At 37.1% G+C, this 18987-nt stretch carries 17 protein-coding genes; 6 read left to right on the top strand and 11 right to left on the bottom strand.

Translation table 11 applies throughout. From position 1 onward, the window contains the following. Nucleotides 1-16: 16 nt before the first annotated feature. The 8 genes from F960_RS05660 to F960_RS05625 form a co-directional block, all read right to left on the bottom strand. On the bottom strand, nucleotides 17-313 hold the full coding sequence (locus tag F960_RS05660) for a cyd operon YbgE family protein (RefSeq protein WP_004860613.1): 297 nt from the start codon (nucleotides 311-313) through the stop codon (nucleotides 17-19). Nucleotides 314-316: 3 nt separating this feature from the next. Beyond that, nucleotides 317-418, bottom strand: coding sequence for a cytochrome bd-I oxidase subunit CydX (gene cydX / locus F960_RS21765; protein ID WP_004860610.1), 102 nt, complete (start codon nucleotides 416-418; stop codon nucleotides 317-319). Nucleotides 419-441: 23 nt separating this feature from the next. Beyond that, nucleotides 442-1587 carry a cytochrome d ubiquinol oxidase subunit II gene (gene cydB / locus F960_RS05650; RefSeq protein ID WP_004860607.1) on the bottom strand — a complete coding sequence of 382 codons (1146 nt, stop codon included), beginning with the start codon at nucleotides 1585-1587 and terminating at the stop codon, nucleotides 442-444. Next, nucleotides 1584-3164: a cytochrome ubiquinol oxidase subunit I gene (locus tag F960_RS05645; protein WP_004860604.1), complete on the bottom strand. Its 1581-nt coding sequence runs from the start codon at nucleotides 3162-3164 to the stop codon at nucleotides 1584-1586. The genes cydB and F960_RS05645 overlap by 4 nt, the downstream gene beginning before the upstream one ends. Continuing rightward, entirely contained in the window at nucleotides 3164-3355 is a 192-nt protein-coding gene (cydP, locus tag F960_RS05640; protein ID WP_004860602.1) for a cytochrome oxidase putative small subunit CydP, read from the bottom strand. The genes F960_RS05645 and cydP overlap by 1 nt, the downstream gene beginning before the upstream one ends. Nucleotides 3356-3990: 635 nt before the next feature. Further along, a complete protein-coding gene (locus tag F960_RS05635; protein ID WP_004860599.1) occupies nucleotides 3991-4608 on the bottom strand; it encodes an OB-fold-containig protein in 618 nt (205 codons plus the stop codon). A gap of 10 nt (nucleotides 4609-4618) precedes the next feature. Next, on the bottom strand, nucleotides 4619-4930 hold the full coding sequence (locus F960_RS05630) for a Rieske (2Fe-2S) protein (RefSeq protein ID WP_169333007.1): 312 nt from the start codon (nucleotides 4928-4930) through the stop codon (nucleotides 4619-4621). Nucleotides 4931-4945: 15 nt separating this feature from the next. After that, on the bottom strand, nucleotides 4946-5950 hold the full coding sequence (locus F960_RS05625) for an adenosine kinase (protein WP_004860593.1): 1005 nt from the start codon (nucleotides 5948-5950) through the stop codon (nucleotides 4946-4948). 527 nt (nucleotides 5951-6477) lie between these two features. Here F960_RS05625 and F960_RS05620 point away from each other — a divergent pair. From F960_RS05620 to F960_RS05610, 3 genes are all read left to right on the top strand, one after another. Beyond that, nucleotides 6478-7788 carry a DUF3472 domain-containing protein gene (locus F960_RS05620; RefSeq protein WP_004860591.1) on the top strand — a complete coding sequence of 437 codons (1311 nt, stop codon included), beginning with the start codon at nucleotides 6478-6480 and terminating at the stop codon, nucleotides 7786-7788. Between the two features lie 532 nt (nucleotides 7789-8320). Beyond that, nucleotides 8321-11260 (top strand): insulinase family protein, encoded by a 2940-nt coding sequence (locus F960_RS05615; RefSeq protein ID WP_004860588.1) that lies wholly within the window; start codon nucleotides 8321-8323, stop codon nucleotides 11258-11260. Nucleotides 11261-11283: 23 nt separating this feature from the next. Then, nucleotides 11284-12471, top strand: a complete 1188-nt coding sequence (locus tag F960_RS05610) for a phospholipase A (RefSeq protein ID WP_004860585.1) — start codon at nucleotides 11284-11286, stop codon at nucleotides 12469-12471. Nucleotides 12472-12537: 66 nt separating this feature from the next. Here F960_RS05610 and F960_RS05605 read toward each other — a convergent pair whose 3' ends face one another. Both F960_RS05605 and F960_RS05600 read right to left on the bottom strand, forming a co-directional pair. Further along, complete coding sequence (locus tag F960_RS05605) at nucleotides 12538-13878, bottom strand: TrkH family potassium uptake protein (RefSeq protein ID WP_004860582.1); 1341 nt, start codon at nucleotides 13876-13878, stop codon at nucleotides 12538-12540. A 34-nt stretch (nucleotides 13879-13912) separates the two neighbouring features. Then, a complete protein-coding gene (locus F960_RS05600; RefSeq protein ID WP_004860580.1) occupies nucleotides 13913-14563 on the bottom strand; it encodes a potassium channel family protein in 651 nt (216 codons plus the stop codon). A gap of 157 nt (nucleotides 14564-14720) precedes the next feature. Between F960_RS05600 and F960_RS05595 the strand changes: the two genes are divergently transcribed. Next, entirely contained in the window at nucleotides 14721-15218 is a 498-nt protein-coding gene (locus F960_RS05595; RefSeq protein WP_004860577.1) for a hypothetical protein, read from the top strand. 185 nt (nucleotides 15219-15403) lie between these two features. Here the strand turns inward: F960_RS05595 and ilvA are convergent, their stop codons facing one another. Further along, nucleotides 15404-16942, bottom strand: coding sequence for a threonine ammonia-lyase, biosynthetic (ilvA, locus tag F960_RS05590; protein ID WP_004860573.1), 1539 nt, complete (start codon nucleotides 16940-16942; stop codon nucleotides 15404-15406). 104 nt (nucleotides 16943-17046) lie between these two features. Here ilvA and rpiA point away from each other — a divergent pair, with 104 nt between their 5' ends. Continuing rightward, nucleotides 17047-17718 carry a ribose-5-phosphate isomerase RpiA gene (gene rpiA, locus F960_RS05585; protein ID WP_004860571.1) on the top strand — a complete coding sequence of 224 codons (672 nt, stop codon included), beginning with the start codon at nucleotides 17047-17049 and terminating at the stop codon, nucleotides 17716-17718. A 124-nt stretch (nucleotides 17719-17842) separates the two neighbouring features. Then, nucleotides 17843-18523, top strand: a complete 681-nt coding sequence (locus F960_RS05580) for a M48 family metallopeptidase (protein ID WP_004860568.1) — start codon at nucleotides 17843-17845, stop codon at nucleotides 18521-18523. Nucleotides 18524-18987 lie beyond the last annotated feature (464 nt).

Below are 18987 nucleotides of genomic sequence, written 5' to 3'. Positions count from 1 at the left end.
TTTTAAGCTTTGAAAATTAGTTAAAGAACCATAAATAATAGCCAATTAGCATAAGAGGCCATGCTATAAATGGGCTAAATAACCATTTCCATAACCAAAATCTAGGGATGAAACCAACACCGTAGATAAAGCCACCTGATATGCCAATCATGACCAGCATTAACACGCTATGGTTATAATGACCATTGCTATCAAGCATTAGGGCAGGGTTCACCAATAGAACGCCAGATAAAGGCAATGCCAACAGAAATGAAATGATCATTACGGTTATTTGCATGCCATTTTTTTTCGGAGTTGCCACTGCTGTTGTCATCTGTTATTCCTCATCTAAATCTTGATGGCTTTCGATATAGAGTGCACTTAGTACACCTGCAAAGCATGCCATTAAAATTCCAAGTATCCATGCGAAGTACCACATAATTTATTCTCCTAATGTGCTGCTTAGTACAAACTGTGTGAGTTTTCTTCGATGTGTTTGCTTGTAACAACACCCCACATCTTGTAATAACACCAGAAAGTATAACAAAGGATGATTGGTACGAAGATACACGCTGCTACAGTCATTACACCAAGAGTTTTGTGACTAGAAACGGCATCCCACATAGTCAAGCTAGAGATAGCACTTTCGCTTGAAGGAAGAAGGAATGGGAATAATGCAAAGCCTGCAGTTAAAATCGCGCCTGTAACGGCACAGCTTGAACCGAGGAAGCTTAAACCTGCTTTGTTCTTGCCCGCAGCAAAGACAACAATTAAACCACCTAAAATACCCACGATAGGTGCAATCATCGTAATCGGATATTTGCTGTAGTTATTCATCCAACCATGGTTAGAGTTTTCGATCACTTGTTTAGCCAATGGATTTGCAACACCATTTGTATCGAAGTTAGTTGCAAGGGTATAACCTTCGATGTTGCCGAAGTATAACCAAGCACCAGCGCCTAAGAAACATACAAGGAAAACGAGACCCATAAGCTGAGTTGCTTTTGCAGAGCGTTCACGTAATGCACCATCAGTACGAAGCATTAACCACGCACCACCATGCGCGCATAGCATTGATAAACTGACGATACCGCAAACTAAGGCAAATGGATTAAGTAGACCAAAGAGGTTACCTGAGTAGCTAGAGCGAACAGTTTCATCAAGTGTGAAAGGTACGCCAAGGAATAAGTTACCGAAAGCTACACCGAATACAAGAGCAGGAACTAAACCACCAACGCATAGACCCCAGTCCCAAGCATTGCGCCATTTGGTATTTTCTAGTTTAGAACGATAGTCGAAACCGACAGGACGTAAGAATAAACCAAACAGTACCAATAACAGCGCCCAGTACATTCCAGAGAAGGCGACCGCATAAACCATAGGCCATGCAGCAAAAATCGCACCACCAGCAGTGATTAACCAAACTTGGTTACCATCCCAGTGCGGTGCAATCGTATTGATTGCAGCGCGACGTTCTTCATCTTTTTTGCCGACAAATGGCATGAGAACCATTGATCCCATGTCGAAACCATCTGTTAGCGCTAAGCCAATGAGTAATACCCCAACGAGTACCCACCAGATGATTTTTAGGAGTTCATATTCGATCATGACTGAGCCTCCTCAGTTTTTGGAGCAGCTTTAGTTTCAAAATGATATTTGCCAGTGTGCAATGAACTTGGTCCAAGGCGGGCAAATTTGATCATGAGATACATTTCGATAATCAAGAGAACTGTATAAAACGCGATCAATGCAGCAATAGAGCCCATTACATCACCAGTACTCAAGGTAGAAGTCGATAAATGTGTCGGTAGAACTTCACCAATGGTCCATGGTTGACGTCCAACTTCAGCAACATACCAACCAGTTTGTGCTGCGATCCAAGGCAAAGGAAGAGCAAACAACGCAAATTTGAGTAACCAAGTTTTGTTTTCAGCATTACGTTTAGCGACTGCATAAGTAGCCAGTACAAACAATACCAACATCAAGAAGCCTGAAGCGACCATGATACGGAATGTCCAGAACAAGCTCGGAACATGAGGAATCGTATCTTTAGTAGCGGCTTTGATTTGTTCTTCAGTCGCAGTCACAACATTTGCATCATATTTTTTAAGAAGAAGACCATAGCCTAAATCTTTTTGGTTTTGAGCAAATGCAGCTTTAAGTTCAGGAGAAGTGTCTCCGTTACGCAATTTTTCAAGTTGAGAATAAGCCACCATACCATTACGGATACGTGCTTCATGTTCAACCATTAGATCTTTGATACCTTTGACTTCTTTATCAGTAGATCGAGTTGCGATGATACCCATGACATAAGGGATCTTGATTGCATAATCAGTGGTCATGGTTTCTTTATTTGGAATACCAAATAAAGTAAACGGTGCTGGTGCAGGATGAGTATCCCATTCAGCTTCAATTGCAGCGAGTTTAGTTTTTTGAACATCGCCAATTTCATAACCTGATTCATCACCAAGGATAATGACTGATAGCGTAGAAGCTAGACCAAAAATCGCAGCAATCGCAAATGAACGACGTGCAAATGGTAAATCACGTTTTTTAAGTAAATAAAAACTTGAAATAGCCAATACGAAAATTGCGCCTGTGACATAACCTGCAGAAACAGTGTGTACGAATTTCACCTGAGCAACTGGGTTGAAAATCAATGCACCGAAATCTACCAATTCCATACGCATGGTTTGATAGTTGAATTCTGCACCTACAGGATTTTGCATCCAGCCATTTGCCACTAAGATCCACAATGCGGACATATTTGAACCGATTGCGACAAGCCATGTGACGACTAAATGCTGAACCTTACTGAGTCGATCCCATCCGAAGAAGAACAGACCAATAAAAGTGGACTCAAGGAAGAAAGCCATCAATCCTTCAATGGCGAGTGGTGCCCCGAAAATATCACCAACATAATGCGAATAATACGCCCAGTTTGTCCCGAACTGGAATTCCATTGTTAATCCAGTAGTGACCCCTAAAGCGAAGTTAATACCGAAAAGTTTTCCCCAAAACTTCGTCATGTCTTTATAAATTTCTTTACCAGAAACGACGTATGTGGTTTCCATGATGGCAAGAATAAAAGCCATACCGAGTGTTAGAGGGACAAAAATAAAGTGATACATTGCGGTCATTGCAAATTGGAACCGCGAAAGATCGACCACGCTTTCAGAAATCATCAACGTGTCTCCTTGATTTGGGAAGAATTGCCAGCAATACGCTCGGCAACTTGATTGTCAAAATCTTTGGGAATAGTCGGCGCATCAAACCAAATATGTTTGATGGTTAGCAAAAGAGCGATCTTAATTATTAATATGATCGCAATTTCACGGACTAAGCGACGATTCAAATTTTTAGATTTTAAGCTCATTGATTAAGCCTGACTTTTTAAATCACACTATATTATTAAACAAAAAATAACAAAAATGGAATAGTTTAAATAGTTAAAATATAAATATATTGTTATTATGTTTAAAAACATATAGTTAAAATTGATTTTTATTGATAATTATTTTAAAAATTTGTTATTTAAAACCTGACTAAAATGGTTGTAATTATATAAATCTAAAGTCGACTAATATGCTTGGTTTTAATAATTAAAACCAAGTAAATTAATATGAATTAAACTTGATTAAAATGGTTGGTATTATTTAGGTTTATTAAAATATAATATTTATAATTTAATTTTGATTAATTAATGTGCGATTTTAGTGATATAAAAATTAAAATAAGTGACGTGGTGTGCATAAAAAATAATCAATATTTTTCATTATACAAAGTTGTATTCTTCACTTTTTTTGATGATCTAGATCAGGTTTAGTATCTTTTTATGACTTTAAATTTGCTATTTAAGACAATTTGTAGGGGAGAGATAGATGATCTAAAAATGCAGGCGAATGCAAAATTTGCATTATGAACTGTCGAAAAATCACAGCAGTTGATGTAAAAGTATTATTTATTAAAATTTATAGATTAAGTTTATGTATTTTAATGAAAATACTAAATTCATGCATCATAGTCAGGGTTGAAAAGTTGATTTGAAATCGAGATTTTTTTTGCAACATAATGTGATTTCTTAAAACGAATCAGGATAATTTGTGATTGAAACTCCAGTTCGCCAAATTCTGGTTCGACTTGAACATAGTGTAATTGTCCGAACTCATCACGTACACGTGCTTGAGCAGAGAAACCCGGGCGGGCGTTTCCACTAGATACAGTGGCTAAGCGTCCAAGTAAATTGACACGATTTGAATTAAATTTAGGTTTGATGACTTGGTCTAGGCAATGCAGCATAAAGACTGTAAAGAAGATTGCGATGATTATGGCTGGAATGATGATGTAATACCACGCCATAAATTGGTGTTGTGAAGCAAAGGCTAAGAGTTGTAAAAAATAGCCAGCAAAGCCAAAGTTTATTAATAGAAATACAAAAATTAAAACCTTAGAAAATTTGACTTGAAGTAAAGGGGATGAGCGCAACCAAGTCGGCGAAAAGCGTTTGATTAGGGTGCTTGGGCGCATGCCCAAGTAATACCCAATCGTTTCAGCCATACTTAAAATAATTAATGCTAAAAAACTTAAGTTAAACGGAAGTAAATCTAGCTCTAAAAAGAAATTAAGCATGGCTATCCTTTTATTGATCTTCTAAATAAATGCCGCCATCAGAATGGACTTTTATCGCTACTTTTTCCAGTGAATCACCTTCACATGGACCAAAGATACATTTTCCAGACTCAACTTCAAACAAAGCACCATGAGTTGAGCATTGGATATATTCTTGATCTTGGTCTAAAAATTGGTTTTCTAGGAATTCAAGTTCTGTTTGCAGGTGTGGGCAAAGGTTTTGATAAGCAAAAAAATTGCCATCACGCTGAGTAATAAAAATAATATCACCATTTTCAATGTCAAAAGACCGAGCTTCACGTTCTGGGATATCTTCGGTCATGCAGATTTTATTCATTTATGCACATTCCTTTTGGAAGTTTTGCAAAAGTTTAGCATAGTCCGCTACATCTAGACGTGGTCCAAATTGAGCGACGACTTCACTTGAAATTAAAATTGCTAACTGAGCTGCTGAGCGTAAATCAGATCCTTGGTTTAGTGCATATAAAAAAGCACCTGCAAATGCATCACCAGCACCATTGGCATCAACGGCTGTAACTTTGCGTCCTGCAACGACATATTGCTCATTTTGGTTGGCAACTAAAGCACCTTTTTCACTCATTGTAATGACAACTTCATTACTAAGTAATTTCAATTTAGCAAGTGCATCTTCTACAGTCGAAGTTTCTGTATACATCATTGCTTCTTGTTCATTACAAAATATTAGATCTACAGCACCATCAATAAGTTCATCTAAACCGCTGCGAGCATATTGAACCATTGCCGGATCTGATAGTGTTATTGCGATTTTTACATCGTTTTCTTTTGCAATTTGACGCGCAACTTTAACTGCTTTACGTGCAGTATCACTGGTCGATAAATAACCTTCAATGTAGAGCCATTTTGCTGATTTTAATGGGGTGAAATCCATTTGCGCATCTGAAAGTTCAGCTGTAATCCCGAGATAAGTATGCATGGTACGTTCAGAATCTTCGCTGACAAGTACCATACATGTACCTGTTACGCCATCACTAATGGATTTTTCAGTGGTTTGAATACCCGCTTCATTGAGACCGTCTAAATAAATTGTTCCAAGTTCGTCATTACCTACACGACAGGCATAAAATGCTGAACCGCCCAAGGCACTAAATGCAACTGTAGTATTTGCCGCAGAGCCACCTGAAGCTTGTCCTTTATAATTTTGGCTTGCTTGCAGATTTTGATATAAAGTGCTTTGAGTTTCGCCATCGCTTAACTGCATTGTACCTTTTTGCAGATTTTGACTCAGCAAAAAATCATCTGATACTTTAAATTCTTGGTCGATGAGTGCATTGCCAATGGCAAAAAGATCAACGCTTTTCATGTCTTTAATCACATTACAATTTTAAAAAACGATAGTTTACACCAATGCTCAATTTTTCAATATTCAGTTTTTCAAAAAATTGTTGAATAAAATTCAGGATAAGAGGTGATTATATTGCTAAGTGAAAATACCGATTTATTTTATAGCTCTAGTAAATTTAAGGTTTGTCGACAACGCAATTCAGTCGCGAAATATAAATAGATTCTAATTTTTTGATTTTTATATATTTTTGGTTTAATTGTTTTTTACTTTCCATCCCATCGTGATATGTATTTTAGTGTTTTGAATATTAGAGATATCTTTTGCACTTTATTTTAGAAAATATTAACAATAATGTAATATTTTATAGATTAGATTTAAAGTATCAATACGATAAAAGTGCTCATTAGATTGCGCAAATTGTCGATTTAAGTAGGGTACTTTATCACAATAAAAAAATATACTTGTTTATTCAATGGATTAAATATAGGTATTTAAAAAAATTGCAATATCAAAATACTAAAACTTGAAAAAATGTAGGAAATGTCATGAAAAAAAGTCAAAAGCAAATTGCTGTGGTGAGTGCTGTTTTACTCAGTGCTCCATTTTTTGTCCATGCTGGTTTTTTTGATACATTTTTGAGTGATTTCAATAATGTTCTAAGTTCGTTTTTCGGATCGAATAAAACCAATGTTGCTCCAATAGCAGCGGCACAAGTTAAGCAAACAAGCCCTTATTCTACTCAAACCAATACAATAATAACGACGAATCCTCAACAGAAAAGTTTTACGATTCTCAAAGTGTCAGGTGACACAACTGCTGTAAGTGGTAGTATTCCTAAAAAACCGTTTGTTTTTAAAGTCGTTGATGAAAATAATCAGCCTGTATCAAACGTTCCATTAAGCTTTACGATTTCGGATAAATTTAGCAAAGTATTTTTGAAATCGCCAACTACGGATCAAAATGGATTAATTGAAGCAACATGGATTGCTGGACGGCAGCCAAATGAAACGATAGATGTTGTTGCATCATTAAACGGTATATCTGGCAAGTTGACTTTAAATACAACTACGACCGAAGTTAAGCGTCCATGGGGTATGAGTAATACTTATATACTTTTTGATCGCCCTGAACAAATTGTATCTGATCAAGTCAAAGGATATAAAGTAACCATAATTCCTGGAACTGAAGCACTTGGTACTTATTATGAAGTTATGGGCTTTCCTGGAAGTTATGCAGGGTTACAAGTGAGTGCTACTGGCGATAAAAGGGTTCTCTATTCTACTTGGGATATTGATTCTCTTGGTGATAAAGGTAAAGCGAGAACATTAGATCCGGGGAGTACAAGTTGTGTTACTTTTGGAGGTGAAGGTACTGGCGGAAGTTGTTCAATGCCATTTATTTGGCAAATTGGTAAACCCTATGAATTTACGATGACTTATCAGAATGGAAGGGATGCATCAGGTACGTCGTATGCAGATTCTACGATTACTATTAGAGATGTAGAATCAAACCGAAGTTACAATTTAGGAACGCATCGATATGCTGAAAGTATTATCGTTAATCAAATTTATTTGTTTGTAGAAGATTTTAGACGAAATACAGCAAACTGTTGGGATATGCCTAAACGTAAATTGGCAGTTTCAAATGCTCAAATTCTTAAATCTGACAATACTTGGGTACCGTTAACGACAGCAAATGTTAAGCTTTACAATGACGATGATAAATCCTTCGGATGTTATAATGTTAATGGTGGGGTTGAGACAGATTCAAATAATGTGAAGCGTTGGTTTATGGCAAGCGCCGATGAAGTTGTAGCGAATCCTTATTTGGATTTGAGAAAAGTTAAGTTAAATTAAATTAATTTCTGCTGTTGCACGGTGAGTGCCTAATAATTGATAGATATTTTTAGGCACTCAAACATTACAGCAATAGCAGTAAAATCTTATGATCTTGTGACAAAGGTAGGACCCGATCGTTGGGCTGGTAGATTAGGTACTTCCTTTCAGTCCAAGAGGTTTTAGACATTTTATTATCACACAAATAGGGTGTTATGGGTTTTAGCCTAAATATGAATTCCGGACAACAATTGTCGATATGGGATCATATTCATTTTCTTATCTTTCCTCTTTCAATATATTTTTTATCCGTCTTATGCTTTTTAATATAAAAACAATTTAAATCAATACTATATTGATAGAGGTGTTCCTTGAATGATCAAACAGAGTTTTAGATTTGATTTTTATCATTATCTTAAGAATCAGATATAAATATTCCTGAGCGTAAAAGTAGGATTAAATGTTAAAAGTTGTCTAATTTAGCGTGAATTGTTCTTCGAACTAAAGCTATAATGCAGAATATTTTTTAAAACTTATAAAATGAGGAATTTGCATGACTGTAGATGTCACTGAAACTCTAAATCAATCCATTCATCCCGCGTTTCAGTTGGTACGTCAACACCATGTTGAAGCTTTAGATATTTTAGTTTCTGAATTTAAACACAAAGTGACTGGTGCAATTCACTATCACTTGGCTACAGAACATGATGAAAATGTCTTTTTGGTGGCATTTCGTACCCAGCCGATGGATTCAAAAGGCGAAGCACATATCCTCGAACATACTGCACTTTGCGGTTCTGAAAAATTTCCAGTGCGTGACCCGTTCTTTTTAATGATCCGTCGTTCCCTAAATACTTTCATGAATGCCTTTACAGCAGCAGATTGGACGGCTTATCCATTTGCAACGCAAAATAAAAAAGATTTTCAAAATTTACTTTCGGTTTATCTAGATGCTGCATTTGCTGCAAATTTAAATCCGCTTGATTTTGCTCAAGAAGGGATTCGCATCGAACTTGAAAATGATCAACCTGTTTATAAAGGTGTTGTTTTCAACGAAATGAAAGGTGCGATGAGCTCACCTTCAGATCAACTTTATCATCAGTTGGCTTATCATTTATTTCCTGAAACAACGTATCACTACAACTCAGGTGGTGATCCTAAAGATATTCCAGATTTAACTTATGAGGAATTGGTTTCATTTTATAAATCGCATTATCATCCAAGTAATGCTGTGTTTATGACTTTCGGTAATGAGCCTGCTTATAATTTACAAGAACAGTTTGAAAAATTGGCATTGTCCAAATTTCAAAAAGGCGAAACGATTTATTCTAAAGCCGAAAAGCGTCTTACAGCGCCAAAAGAAGTTACTGAAACTTATGCTGTAGATAGTGAAGATTTAAAAGACAAAACCTATCATATCTTGTCTTGGTTGTTGCCTGAGTCTAGCGATATCAAACTTCGCTTAGGCATGCGTTTAGTGGAAGGGATTTTGCTTGAAAATTCAGCATCGCCACTGCGCCATTATCTTGAAACTTGTGGCTATGCACAGTCTACTGGTCCAATCATGGGCGTAGATGATAGCAATTTTGAAATGACTTTTTACTGTGGCGTACAGGGTTCAAACCCAGAACATAGTGAAACATTTAAAAATGGTGTGTTAAACATTTTAAAAGATGTTGCTTCAAAACCTGTTGATACTGAAATTGTTGATGCGATCTTGCACCAAATTGAATTACATCAACGTGAAATCAATGGCGATGGCACACCTTATGGTTTGACTTTGATTTTAAATGGTTTGGGCAGTGCAATTCATCACAGCGATCCAATTCATGTTTGGGATGTGGATAGTGCGATCGATCAAGTCAAAGAAGAATTGAAAGATCCTATGTGGTTGTCAAATTTGATCCAAACGTATTTGCTAGACAATCCACACCGTGTACAAATGACTTTGGTTCCAGATGCAACTAAATCTGCCCAAGAAACAGCAGACGAACAAGCACGTTTGGCAAAAATTGGTGAGTCTTTGACTGAAAGCGATAAGACTGAAATTAAGGCGCAAACACAAGCGCTTAAAGTACGCCAAGAAACTGAAGACGATTTAGATATATTGCCAAAAGTTGGATTGGAAGATATTCCTGCTGAAATGGCGATCGTGCAAGGTCAGTTACGTGAAATCATTAGCAATGGCGTAGATACTCCATTGAATTTATATCACGCTGGAACCAATGGGATTTATTATCAACAAGTTGTGATTAAAATTCCTGATGCAATCGTTAAGTCACCGTATTTCAATTTGCTCTCAATTTTGATGGGTGAAGTGGGTGCGGGTGAATATAGTTATTTACAATTGCAGCAATTACAAACTGCTGTTAGTGGTGGTTTGGGTATGGGTGCTTCGTTGCGAAGTAAAGTCGATGATAAAAATCAAATTTCATCTTGGCTTACTTTGACAACCAAATCTTTAGCTCACAATTTTGAAGCGATTCGTTTGCTGAAACTTGCATTTGAGCAATTACGTTTTGATGAAAAAGGCCGCATTATTGAGTTATTGCAACAACGTAAAACACGTTGGGCATCTCGTCTTTCAGGTGCAGGTCATAGTTATGCGATGCAAGTCTCATCTCGTAATATGAGTGCGTTGGCAAATCGTGATTATCATAATACAGGTTTAGGCGCTTTAAATTGGCTTGGAAGTCTCATCACTAAAATTGAAAATGATGACGCTTTATATGCTGAATTTATTCAAGAATTACAAGCGATTCACCGTGCATTATTATTGGCTCCTAAACAATTTTTATTGGTTTGTGAAGAACACCAATCTGAACGTTTGATTGAAGAAGTTCAAACTGTTTGGGATAAAGTTGCAGTTGATACATCGCCTTTATATTTGACTGAAGTTGCACAAGAAAACTCTGATAAAGATCAAGCGTGGTTGATTCAAGCCAATGTTCAATTCTGTGCTTCATCATATCCAGCTGTTGAAGTTGCGCATCCTGATGCTGCACCACTTATGGTGCTTGCTGGTTATTTGCGTAATGGATTTTTGCATAGCGCCATTCGTGAAAAAGGTGGTGCTTATGGCGGCGGTGCAACTTATGATGGCAATGCATGTGCATTCCGTTTCTATAGCTACCGTGATCCGCGCTTAGCTGAAACGTTTAATGATTTTGAAGCAAGTATTTCTTGGTTGTTAAATACTGAACAAAAACCATATCAACTTGAAGAATCTATTTTAGGTTTGATTTCTGGTATGGATAAACCGGGTTCACCTGCGGGTGAGGCAATCACTGCATGTTATGCTTTATTGCATGATCGTACGCCTGCATTTAGAAAATTACTGCGTGAACGTATCTTGAATGTGACTTTAGAAGATTTAAAACGTGTTGCGAAAACATATTTAATCGATCAACAGGCGAGTAAAGCTGTGGTAGCACCATTTGCTAAGAAAGAAACTTTAGAGCAACTGGGCTTTGAAATTAAACAAGTAAATTAAAAAAAGAAAGACTGGAGAAATTTATGTCGTTCAAAAATTTTGAGCGAGTTCCTTTTCAGCTAAGCATGTTAACCATGCTTAGCTTAGGATTGGTGCCTTTGCTACATGCGGAAACAGTAGCCAATAACAAAACTCAGAATGTCGTTGCTAGCTATATTGATCCAGTAAATCCAATGACGGCACAAGCATGTGCGGCACTTGAATCAAATGCTGATCGTTTATCTTGTTATGACAAAATCTTTAAAACTCCTGAGCCTGCTCATGCTGAGTTGGTTTCAGAACGTGTCGCAGCAGATGAAATAACGCCTGATGAGGTGAAGCCAAAAACTGTGCCTGAAAAAATTAAGCATGGTTTAGGTAATCTTTTTGCTGTAGAAGCACCAAGTATTGATCCAAATACGTCCTTACTTGATCGGCGTTGGGAGCTTGCTCCTGAAAGTAAACTGGGTACTTGGAATATTCGAGCTTATCAGCCTGTCTACGTGCTTCCTGTTTTTTGGACAAGTGATCGCAATGAATTACCACATAGTCCAAATCCTTTGAACACCGTAACAGAATCACAAGATTTAAAATCTTCAGAAATGAAATTCCAGCTCTCGTTGAAAACTAAAGCTTGGGAAAATATTTTTGGCAACAATGGTGATTTATGGATAGGTTATACTCAATCATCACGTTGGCAGGTGCTGAACAGTAAAGAATCTCGTCCATTTCGAGAAACCAACTACGAGCCTGAAGCCAGTTTGATGTTCCGTACCAATTATGAGATTTTGGGTTTAAATGGTCGTTTATTGGGATTGACACTCAATCACCAATCCAATGGTCGCTCAGATCCGTTTTCACGTAGTTGGAATCGTGTCATGTTAAATGTAGGCTTAGAGCGTGGAAATTTTGCGCTTATGCTACGTCCTTGGTATCGTCTTGATGAAGATTTTAAAGATGATAATAACCCAGACATTAAGGACTATGTGGGTCGTGGTGATTTAACAGCTTTTTACCGTTATAAAGATAATGAATTTTCACTGATGTTAAGACATTCTTTGCGTGGTGGTAGTGATTCACACGGTGCGGCACAGTTCGACTGGGCATTCCCAATCAAAGGTAAACTGCGTGGACATTTCCAATTATTTGATGGTTATGGCGAAAGCTTGATTGATTATAATCACCGTGCAACCTACGTGGGCTTAGGTGTTTCTTTGATGAATTGGTACTAAAAAAATTATTATTTTTAAAATAAAAACCACTCTTTTGAGTGGTTTTTTGCTTTTTGTCTTACTGGATTAACCGACTTGAATTTCGGTATCAGGATGGCTGACACGACTTTTCTTCGGTGTGGCGATCAGGTATGCCAAAGTTAGCGGTCCCAATCGACCTGCAAACATAAGGCATGCTAAAACCATTAAACTATATGGACCTAAGTCTTCGGTTACTCCGCGCGACAAACCAACTGTACAGGCTGCTGAAATAGTTTCGAAGAGTAAATCCAGAAAACGCTTATGTGGTTCTAAGATTAAAAGACTAAAGAAGCCAATCACGATCAACATAGAGGTGATGGAAATCACGGCCAAGGCTTTAAAAGTCGTACGTTCAGGAATACGATGATTAAATACAGTGAGCTCATCTTCACGTCTTAAAAAGCTGATTACGCTTAGCACAGTAATGATAAAAGTGCCGACTTTAATCCCGCCGGCGGTACTTAGCGAGCCACCCCCGATAAACATCAGCATCATGGTGATAAATGATGATGCATCAGTCATGCTACCGACATCGATACTGTTAAAACCTACAGAACGGGGCACAGTGGCATGGAACCATGCATTGAGAGCTTGGTCATCAAATGACATGGGTGCAAGGGTTAAAGGGTTATTCGCTTCTAGTAACCAAATGATAATAAAAGCAAATAAGTTTAAACCTGTAATGGTGGATAGTACCAGTTTGCTATTTGTCGAAAGCTTTTTCCAACGCTTATTTTGTTTAATATCCATCAATACAACAAAGCCAATCCCACCGATAATATATAAAATACTGATGGTAAAGGTCACCATGTATTGCCCAGAGAAACTGGTTAAGCTATTGGGGAATAAGGAAAATCCTGCATTGTTGAATGCGGAAACACTATAAAATAAGGCATAGAAAAAAGCATGCTCAAAATCATAATGTTCCATCCAAGCGCTAGTTAAGATGCATGTTCCCAAAGCTTCAAAAAATATCGAGTAAAAGAATACAGCTTTAATGGTCAAAGTGGCTTTTGCCAAGCTGGTTTGCCCAATGGTTTCTTGAGCCATCATTTGCTGTTTGAGCCCAACTTTAGGCGACAAACTGAGCGCAGCCAAGATCGCAAAGGACATAAAGCCCAAACCGCCACATTGAATCAGTAGCATGATGATGACTTTACCAAAAATAGTAAAAGAGTCACCAACATTGACTACGGAAAGTCCTGTGATAGTCACGGCAGAAGTTGCAGTAAAAAATGCATTGATCCAACTCAACTCACCGATATGTGAGAAAGGGAGTTTGAGCAAAAGTGTGCCAATGGTAATAAAGCTCAAAAAGCCGAGTGCTAGTAGACTCGGCGGGCTTAAATTAACACTTTTATGCTTTTTATTAATGAGTTGTTTCATAAGAATGCTAAACGTAAAATGTGCTCAAAAGCGGTTATAAGAAACGTGTTGAAATCTGTTTCAGCTCATCTACAGGACCTTCGAGGATTAAAATATCTTTTTCCTGCAAAATAGTCCCTGGTGCGATGTCATAAAGAACATGTGAGCCACGCTGTAAAAGCAATGTTTTAATATCGTGCACATTTTCCATGACTGTTTGAAATTGTGCGCCTTGTAAATTACTGCCGATTTCGATTTTAACAATATAATGATCATTATTGAGCGCCATATAACGACTAATCATTGGGTAGCTCAGGTTTTGTGCAACACGAATCCCCATATCTTCTTCGGGGTGAATAATTTTATCAATCCCTAGATGCGATAAGATCATATGATGCGCTTGAGATTTTGCTTTAACCAAGATCTTTTGAATACCAAGATTTTTTAAATGCAGCACACATAAAATACTTGCTTCAATGTCTTCACCAATTGCGACAACAACAGCATCACAATTTTTGATATTGAGTTCATCTAAAACATGCTCATCTGTCGCATCTGCAATTACAGCATGTGTCAATCGATCAGCGATACTTTCAACATTTTTTTTGATACTATCGATACCGATAACATCGTGGTTTAAACTCATCAATTCGAGTGCAACCGTAGCACCAAAACTACCTAAACCGATGACAGCGAATTGCGCCATAAATTAGTCCTTTTCTTGTCAATTTAGTGCTGAACAAATAAGTGCAGAAATTATACAAGAGCTCATCATTTCAATTTATTAATTGATATATTTTATATTTAAATCAAGACAGTGCCAATGCAAATTGAGTAACTTTAACTTAAATTGGAGTTCATCCATGAAAAGTGAACTATTTAAAACACTAAAATTGATCTTTCCAGAATTAAATCAAAGCACGCAGCCTGATGATCCCAGTGATTTTGATGCACTACTGATCTGGGTGAATGCTACACGGCAAAACATCATGAAAATGGATATGGATGAGCCGACTGAAAATTTGGACATGTCCTATCCTTTGATCAAAAATAAAATCAATACGGATGCGCTCGCTGAAAAAATTAGTGATGAAATCCAAGAAGCTTATGATCATTTTCAAGAAGGTGATCATGAACAAGATTTGGATCATGCTTATAGTTATGAAGATCAAATGCTACAAGATATTGTATTTAAAAATATAAATGAAGTTGCTGATGATTTGGAAATGGCTTTATTTGTTATCCAAGCAGAAAATCCATATTGGTTACTTGTACCTGTTGATAATGAAATGAACGATCAATTATTGACAGTGTTTAATGACATATACGATGAAGAAATGCCGATGATTATGATTGGATAATGATAGCCTGAAGGTATTGATATTTGTTGTTATGCTTTATCAACAGTTCAAAAATAGGCAGGAAATAGACAAATATCCGTATTTCCTCTTTATTTCTTATCAAATAAGTAAAAAAATAAGCGTGTTTTAAAACGCTTATTTTTAAAATAAATCGTGCCAAATTCACTTTGACACGATTTATAGGATTATTTTAAGAAACGACGATAACCAAGATTATCAGTGATTTCTACATATGGATAAGAAATATTTTCCAATGTTTCGATCAAACCATCTGGGTTTTGTTTCGCATCCTCAGCATCTAAACCAACCAAAACACGACCTTCAGCAGCACCATGATTTCGATAATGGAAAAGTGTAATATTATGCGTTGGACCAAGACGTTCAAGGAAAGTCAAAAGCGCACCCGGACGTTCAGGGAATTCAACACGGAATAGACGTTCGTTTTCGATATTTGCATGTCCACCAACCAAATAACGAATATGCAATTTTGCAACTTCGTCATCAGATAGATCATCAACGTCATATTTAGATTTTAATAAATCATAAATTTCATGACGTTCTTTTTCACCTGCTTTTAAGCTGATACCTACGAAAACTTGTGCATTTTCATTTTCATCAACACGATAGTTGAATTCAGTGATATTTCGACCTTGTAAAGTACGGCAGAAATTCAAGAATGAACCTTTTTCTTCAGGAATGGTGACTGCATAAATCGCTTCTTTACGTTCACCAAGCTCAGTACGTTCAGCGATATAGCGTAAACGGTCAAAGTTCATATTTGCACCGCATACAATGGACACGATGTTTTTATTTTCTAAACCATGTTCAGCAACGTATTTTTTGATACCTGCCAAAGCCATTGCACCAGAAGGTTCAACGATACTGCGATTTTCATCAAAAGTATCTTTGATTGCTGCACAAATTTCATCGGTATTGACCAATACCACATCACGTTCAACGATCGGTCCAGAATTATCGGATTTTTGTAGTTGAATGACTTGGAATGTCTTTTCACCAATTTGCGCAACCGCAGTACCATCAGCAAATAGACCAACAGAAGGTAAGATTACACGTTCATTTGCATCAAAAGCAGCTTTTAAACACGCAGACTCATCATATTCAACTGGAATAACTTTTACGTGAGGAGCAACATCACCAAGATAGGCAGCCACACCTGCAATTAAACCGCCACCACCAACTGCAACAAATACATAGTCTACATCACGCCATTGACGCAAAATTTCATTGGCAATCGTTCCTTGACCAGCCATGACCAATTCGTCGTCATAAGGAGGAATAAAAGTCATGCCTTGTTCTTCAGCACACGCGATTGCATATTTATTTGCAACATCAAAAGAATCACCATGCAATACCACTTCACCGCCAAGACGTTTAACCGCTTGTACTTTAATGTCAGGTGTAGTTTTTGGCATGACAATAATGGCGCGAATTCCCAGTTTCTGACCAGATAGTGCCACGCCTTGTGCATGGTTACCTGCTGAAGCTGTGATAACGCCACGTTCTAACTGAGATTTCGGTAATTGACTAATACGGTTGTATGCACCGCGTAGTTTAAATGAAAAGACAGGTTGTAAGTCTTCGCGCTTAAAGCGAATGTTATTGTTTAACTTTTGACTAATTCGTGGCGCTGCGTCGAGTGGGGTTTCGATTGCAACGTCGTAGACCGTTGCCTGTAAAATTTGTCGAACCAAACGAGACAGCATGTTAATCTTCCCTCTAACAGTTTAATATAAGCGTTTATTGTAGCAAACCCATTGCATTTGCGCTTTTAATTTTAAGCAAATGTGAAAAATAGTTGAGTGATAACATGAGTCTTTATGCAACCCAAGATGAGAAAAAACAAGCCGCAGCCAAAGCAGCTTTAAAACACTTGCCAAAAGGTGGCATTTTGGGCGTTGGAACAGGCAGTACAGTAAACTTTCTTATTGATCTTTTGCCTGAGTTGCAACTTGAAGCAGCGGTTGCAAGTTCTGAAGCAACAGCACAGCGCCTAAAAAAACTCGGTATTGAAGTTGTTGACATGAATAGTGTTGGCGGACTGGATGCTTATGTTGATGGCGCAGATGAAATTGATCGCCATATGCATATGATCAAAGGTGGCGGTGCTGCTTTAACCCGTGAAAAAATCGTTGCATCGATTGCCAAAAAATTTGTGTGTATTGTGGATGATTCAAAATGGGTAGAACAATTAAGCCGCGAATTTCCATTACCTGTAGAAGTGATTCCAATGGCACGTTCTGCAGTTGCACGTAAAATCGTGGCCTTAGGCGGTGATCCTGCATACCGTGAAGGTGTTGTTACTGATAATGGTAATGTGATTTTGGATGTATATAACTTAAACATCCTAAATGCATTAGAGTTGGAAAAAACTTTAAATGACATTCCAGGTGTAGTGACAAACGGTATTTTTGCATTAAATAAAGCGGATATCGCAATTGTTGCAACCAATAATGGCATTGAAGAACGTACAGCGGTTTAATTGCTTGGTTTAAATAATAGAAAATAAAGCCCAAATTCTCATTTGAGAGTTTGGGTTAAATAATGTGGCTGTTCTAACAACAGTTTAAAGCGATAAATTGAAAAAAGAATTTAGAATACTATCAATGTCTGATCAGATTGCACTTCCTGAAATCAAACTCGTTCGACATGCACGAGCAACTCGATTACGTTTACGTGTAGAGCCAACTCAGATTAGATTGACTGCACCTATATATTGCACGCAAAAACAAATAGAAAAATTTATAAATGAATCACATGAATGGTTAGTAGAAACATGGACTAAACAACAGGCGCAGTACAGCGCAAAAAATCAAGAATTACCCCAACATTTACAGCTTTTCAATCTAGAGCAACCCCTTAACGTTATATATCAAACCCAAAAGCAATCCTTTATTTTGGATGAGTCAAATTTACAACTCTATATAAGCAATCGACATCCTGAAGAATATCTCAAAGCCTTTGTGATTACTTATGCGAAAAATCATTTGGTGAAATTTTTAGAAACGACGAGTCATGAGATCGGACTTAATTACAAGCAATGTGCTGTGCGGCAACCGAAAACACGTTGGGGGAGTTGCACGCAAAAGCACGATATTATGTTGAATAGTGGTTTGGTGCTTTTTAGCAAAGAAATCGTACGCTATGTTTGCGTACATGAATTAGCCCATACCAAACATTTTGATCACAGCACAAAGTTTTGGAATCTGGTGCAGTCTTTTGATTCTAATTATTTGATGCATAGAAAACTGTTAAAAACGACAGCGATGCCGTATTGGTGGTTTTAAAAAATGATAAGAAAAATATGATAAAAATAATAAATGTTCATTATTTAAACTTAAAATGTAGAGATATTAAACATATGTACAAGTTGGTGATTAAAAAATAAGCATACAGGCAAAATAACTCAAAAAAGGGGTTGTGTTAGGTTGGGAATGCTGTAGAATGCACATCCATCGGCGGTGATGAAGATTAAAACTTCTTAGAAATCAGTTAGTTGAATGGATTGATTGAGTTTAAGATGTTTAAAATAATTTGAAATTACTAGTTGACTTTCTGAAAGAAGAGAGTAATATAGCTGACCTAGCTTGATGATGACGAATCATCGAGAAGATCATTAAGAGATTATGAAGAACAACTTGTGTGGATTTTTGCTAGTTGATCATTGAAAAAAATTATCATTGATTGATTGGTAGAAATTACTCGAAGTTTATTTGAGAAATATTTGTCAGAAAATTGATGAGCCAAGTTT

The sequence above is a fragment of the Acinetobacter gerneri DSM 14967 = CIP 107464 = MTCC 9824 genome, from assembly GCF_000368565.1.
Lineage (GTDB): Bacteria > Pseudomonadota > Gammaproteobacteria > Pseudomonadales > Moraxellaceae > Acinetobacter > Acinetobacter gerneri.
This window is presented reverse-complemented; position numbering and strand designations above follow the sequence as displayed.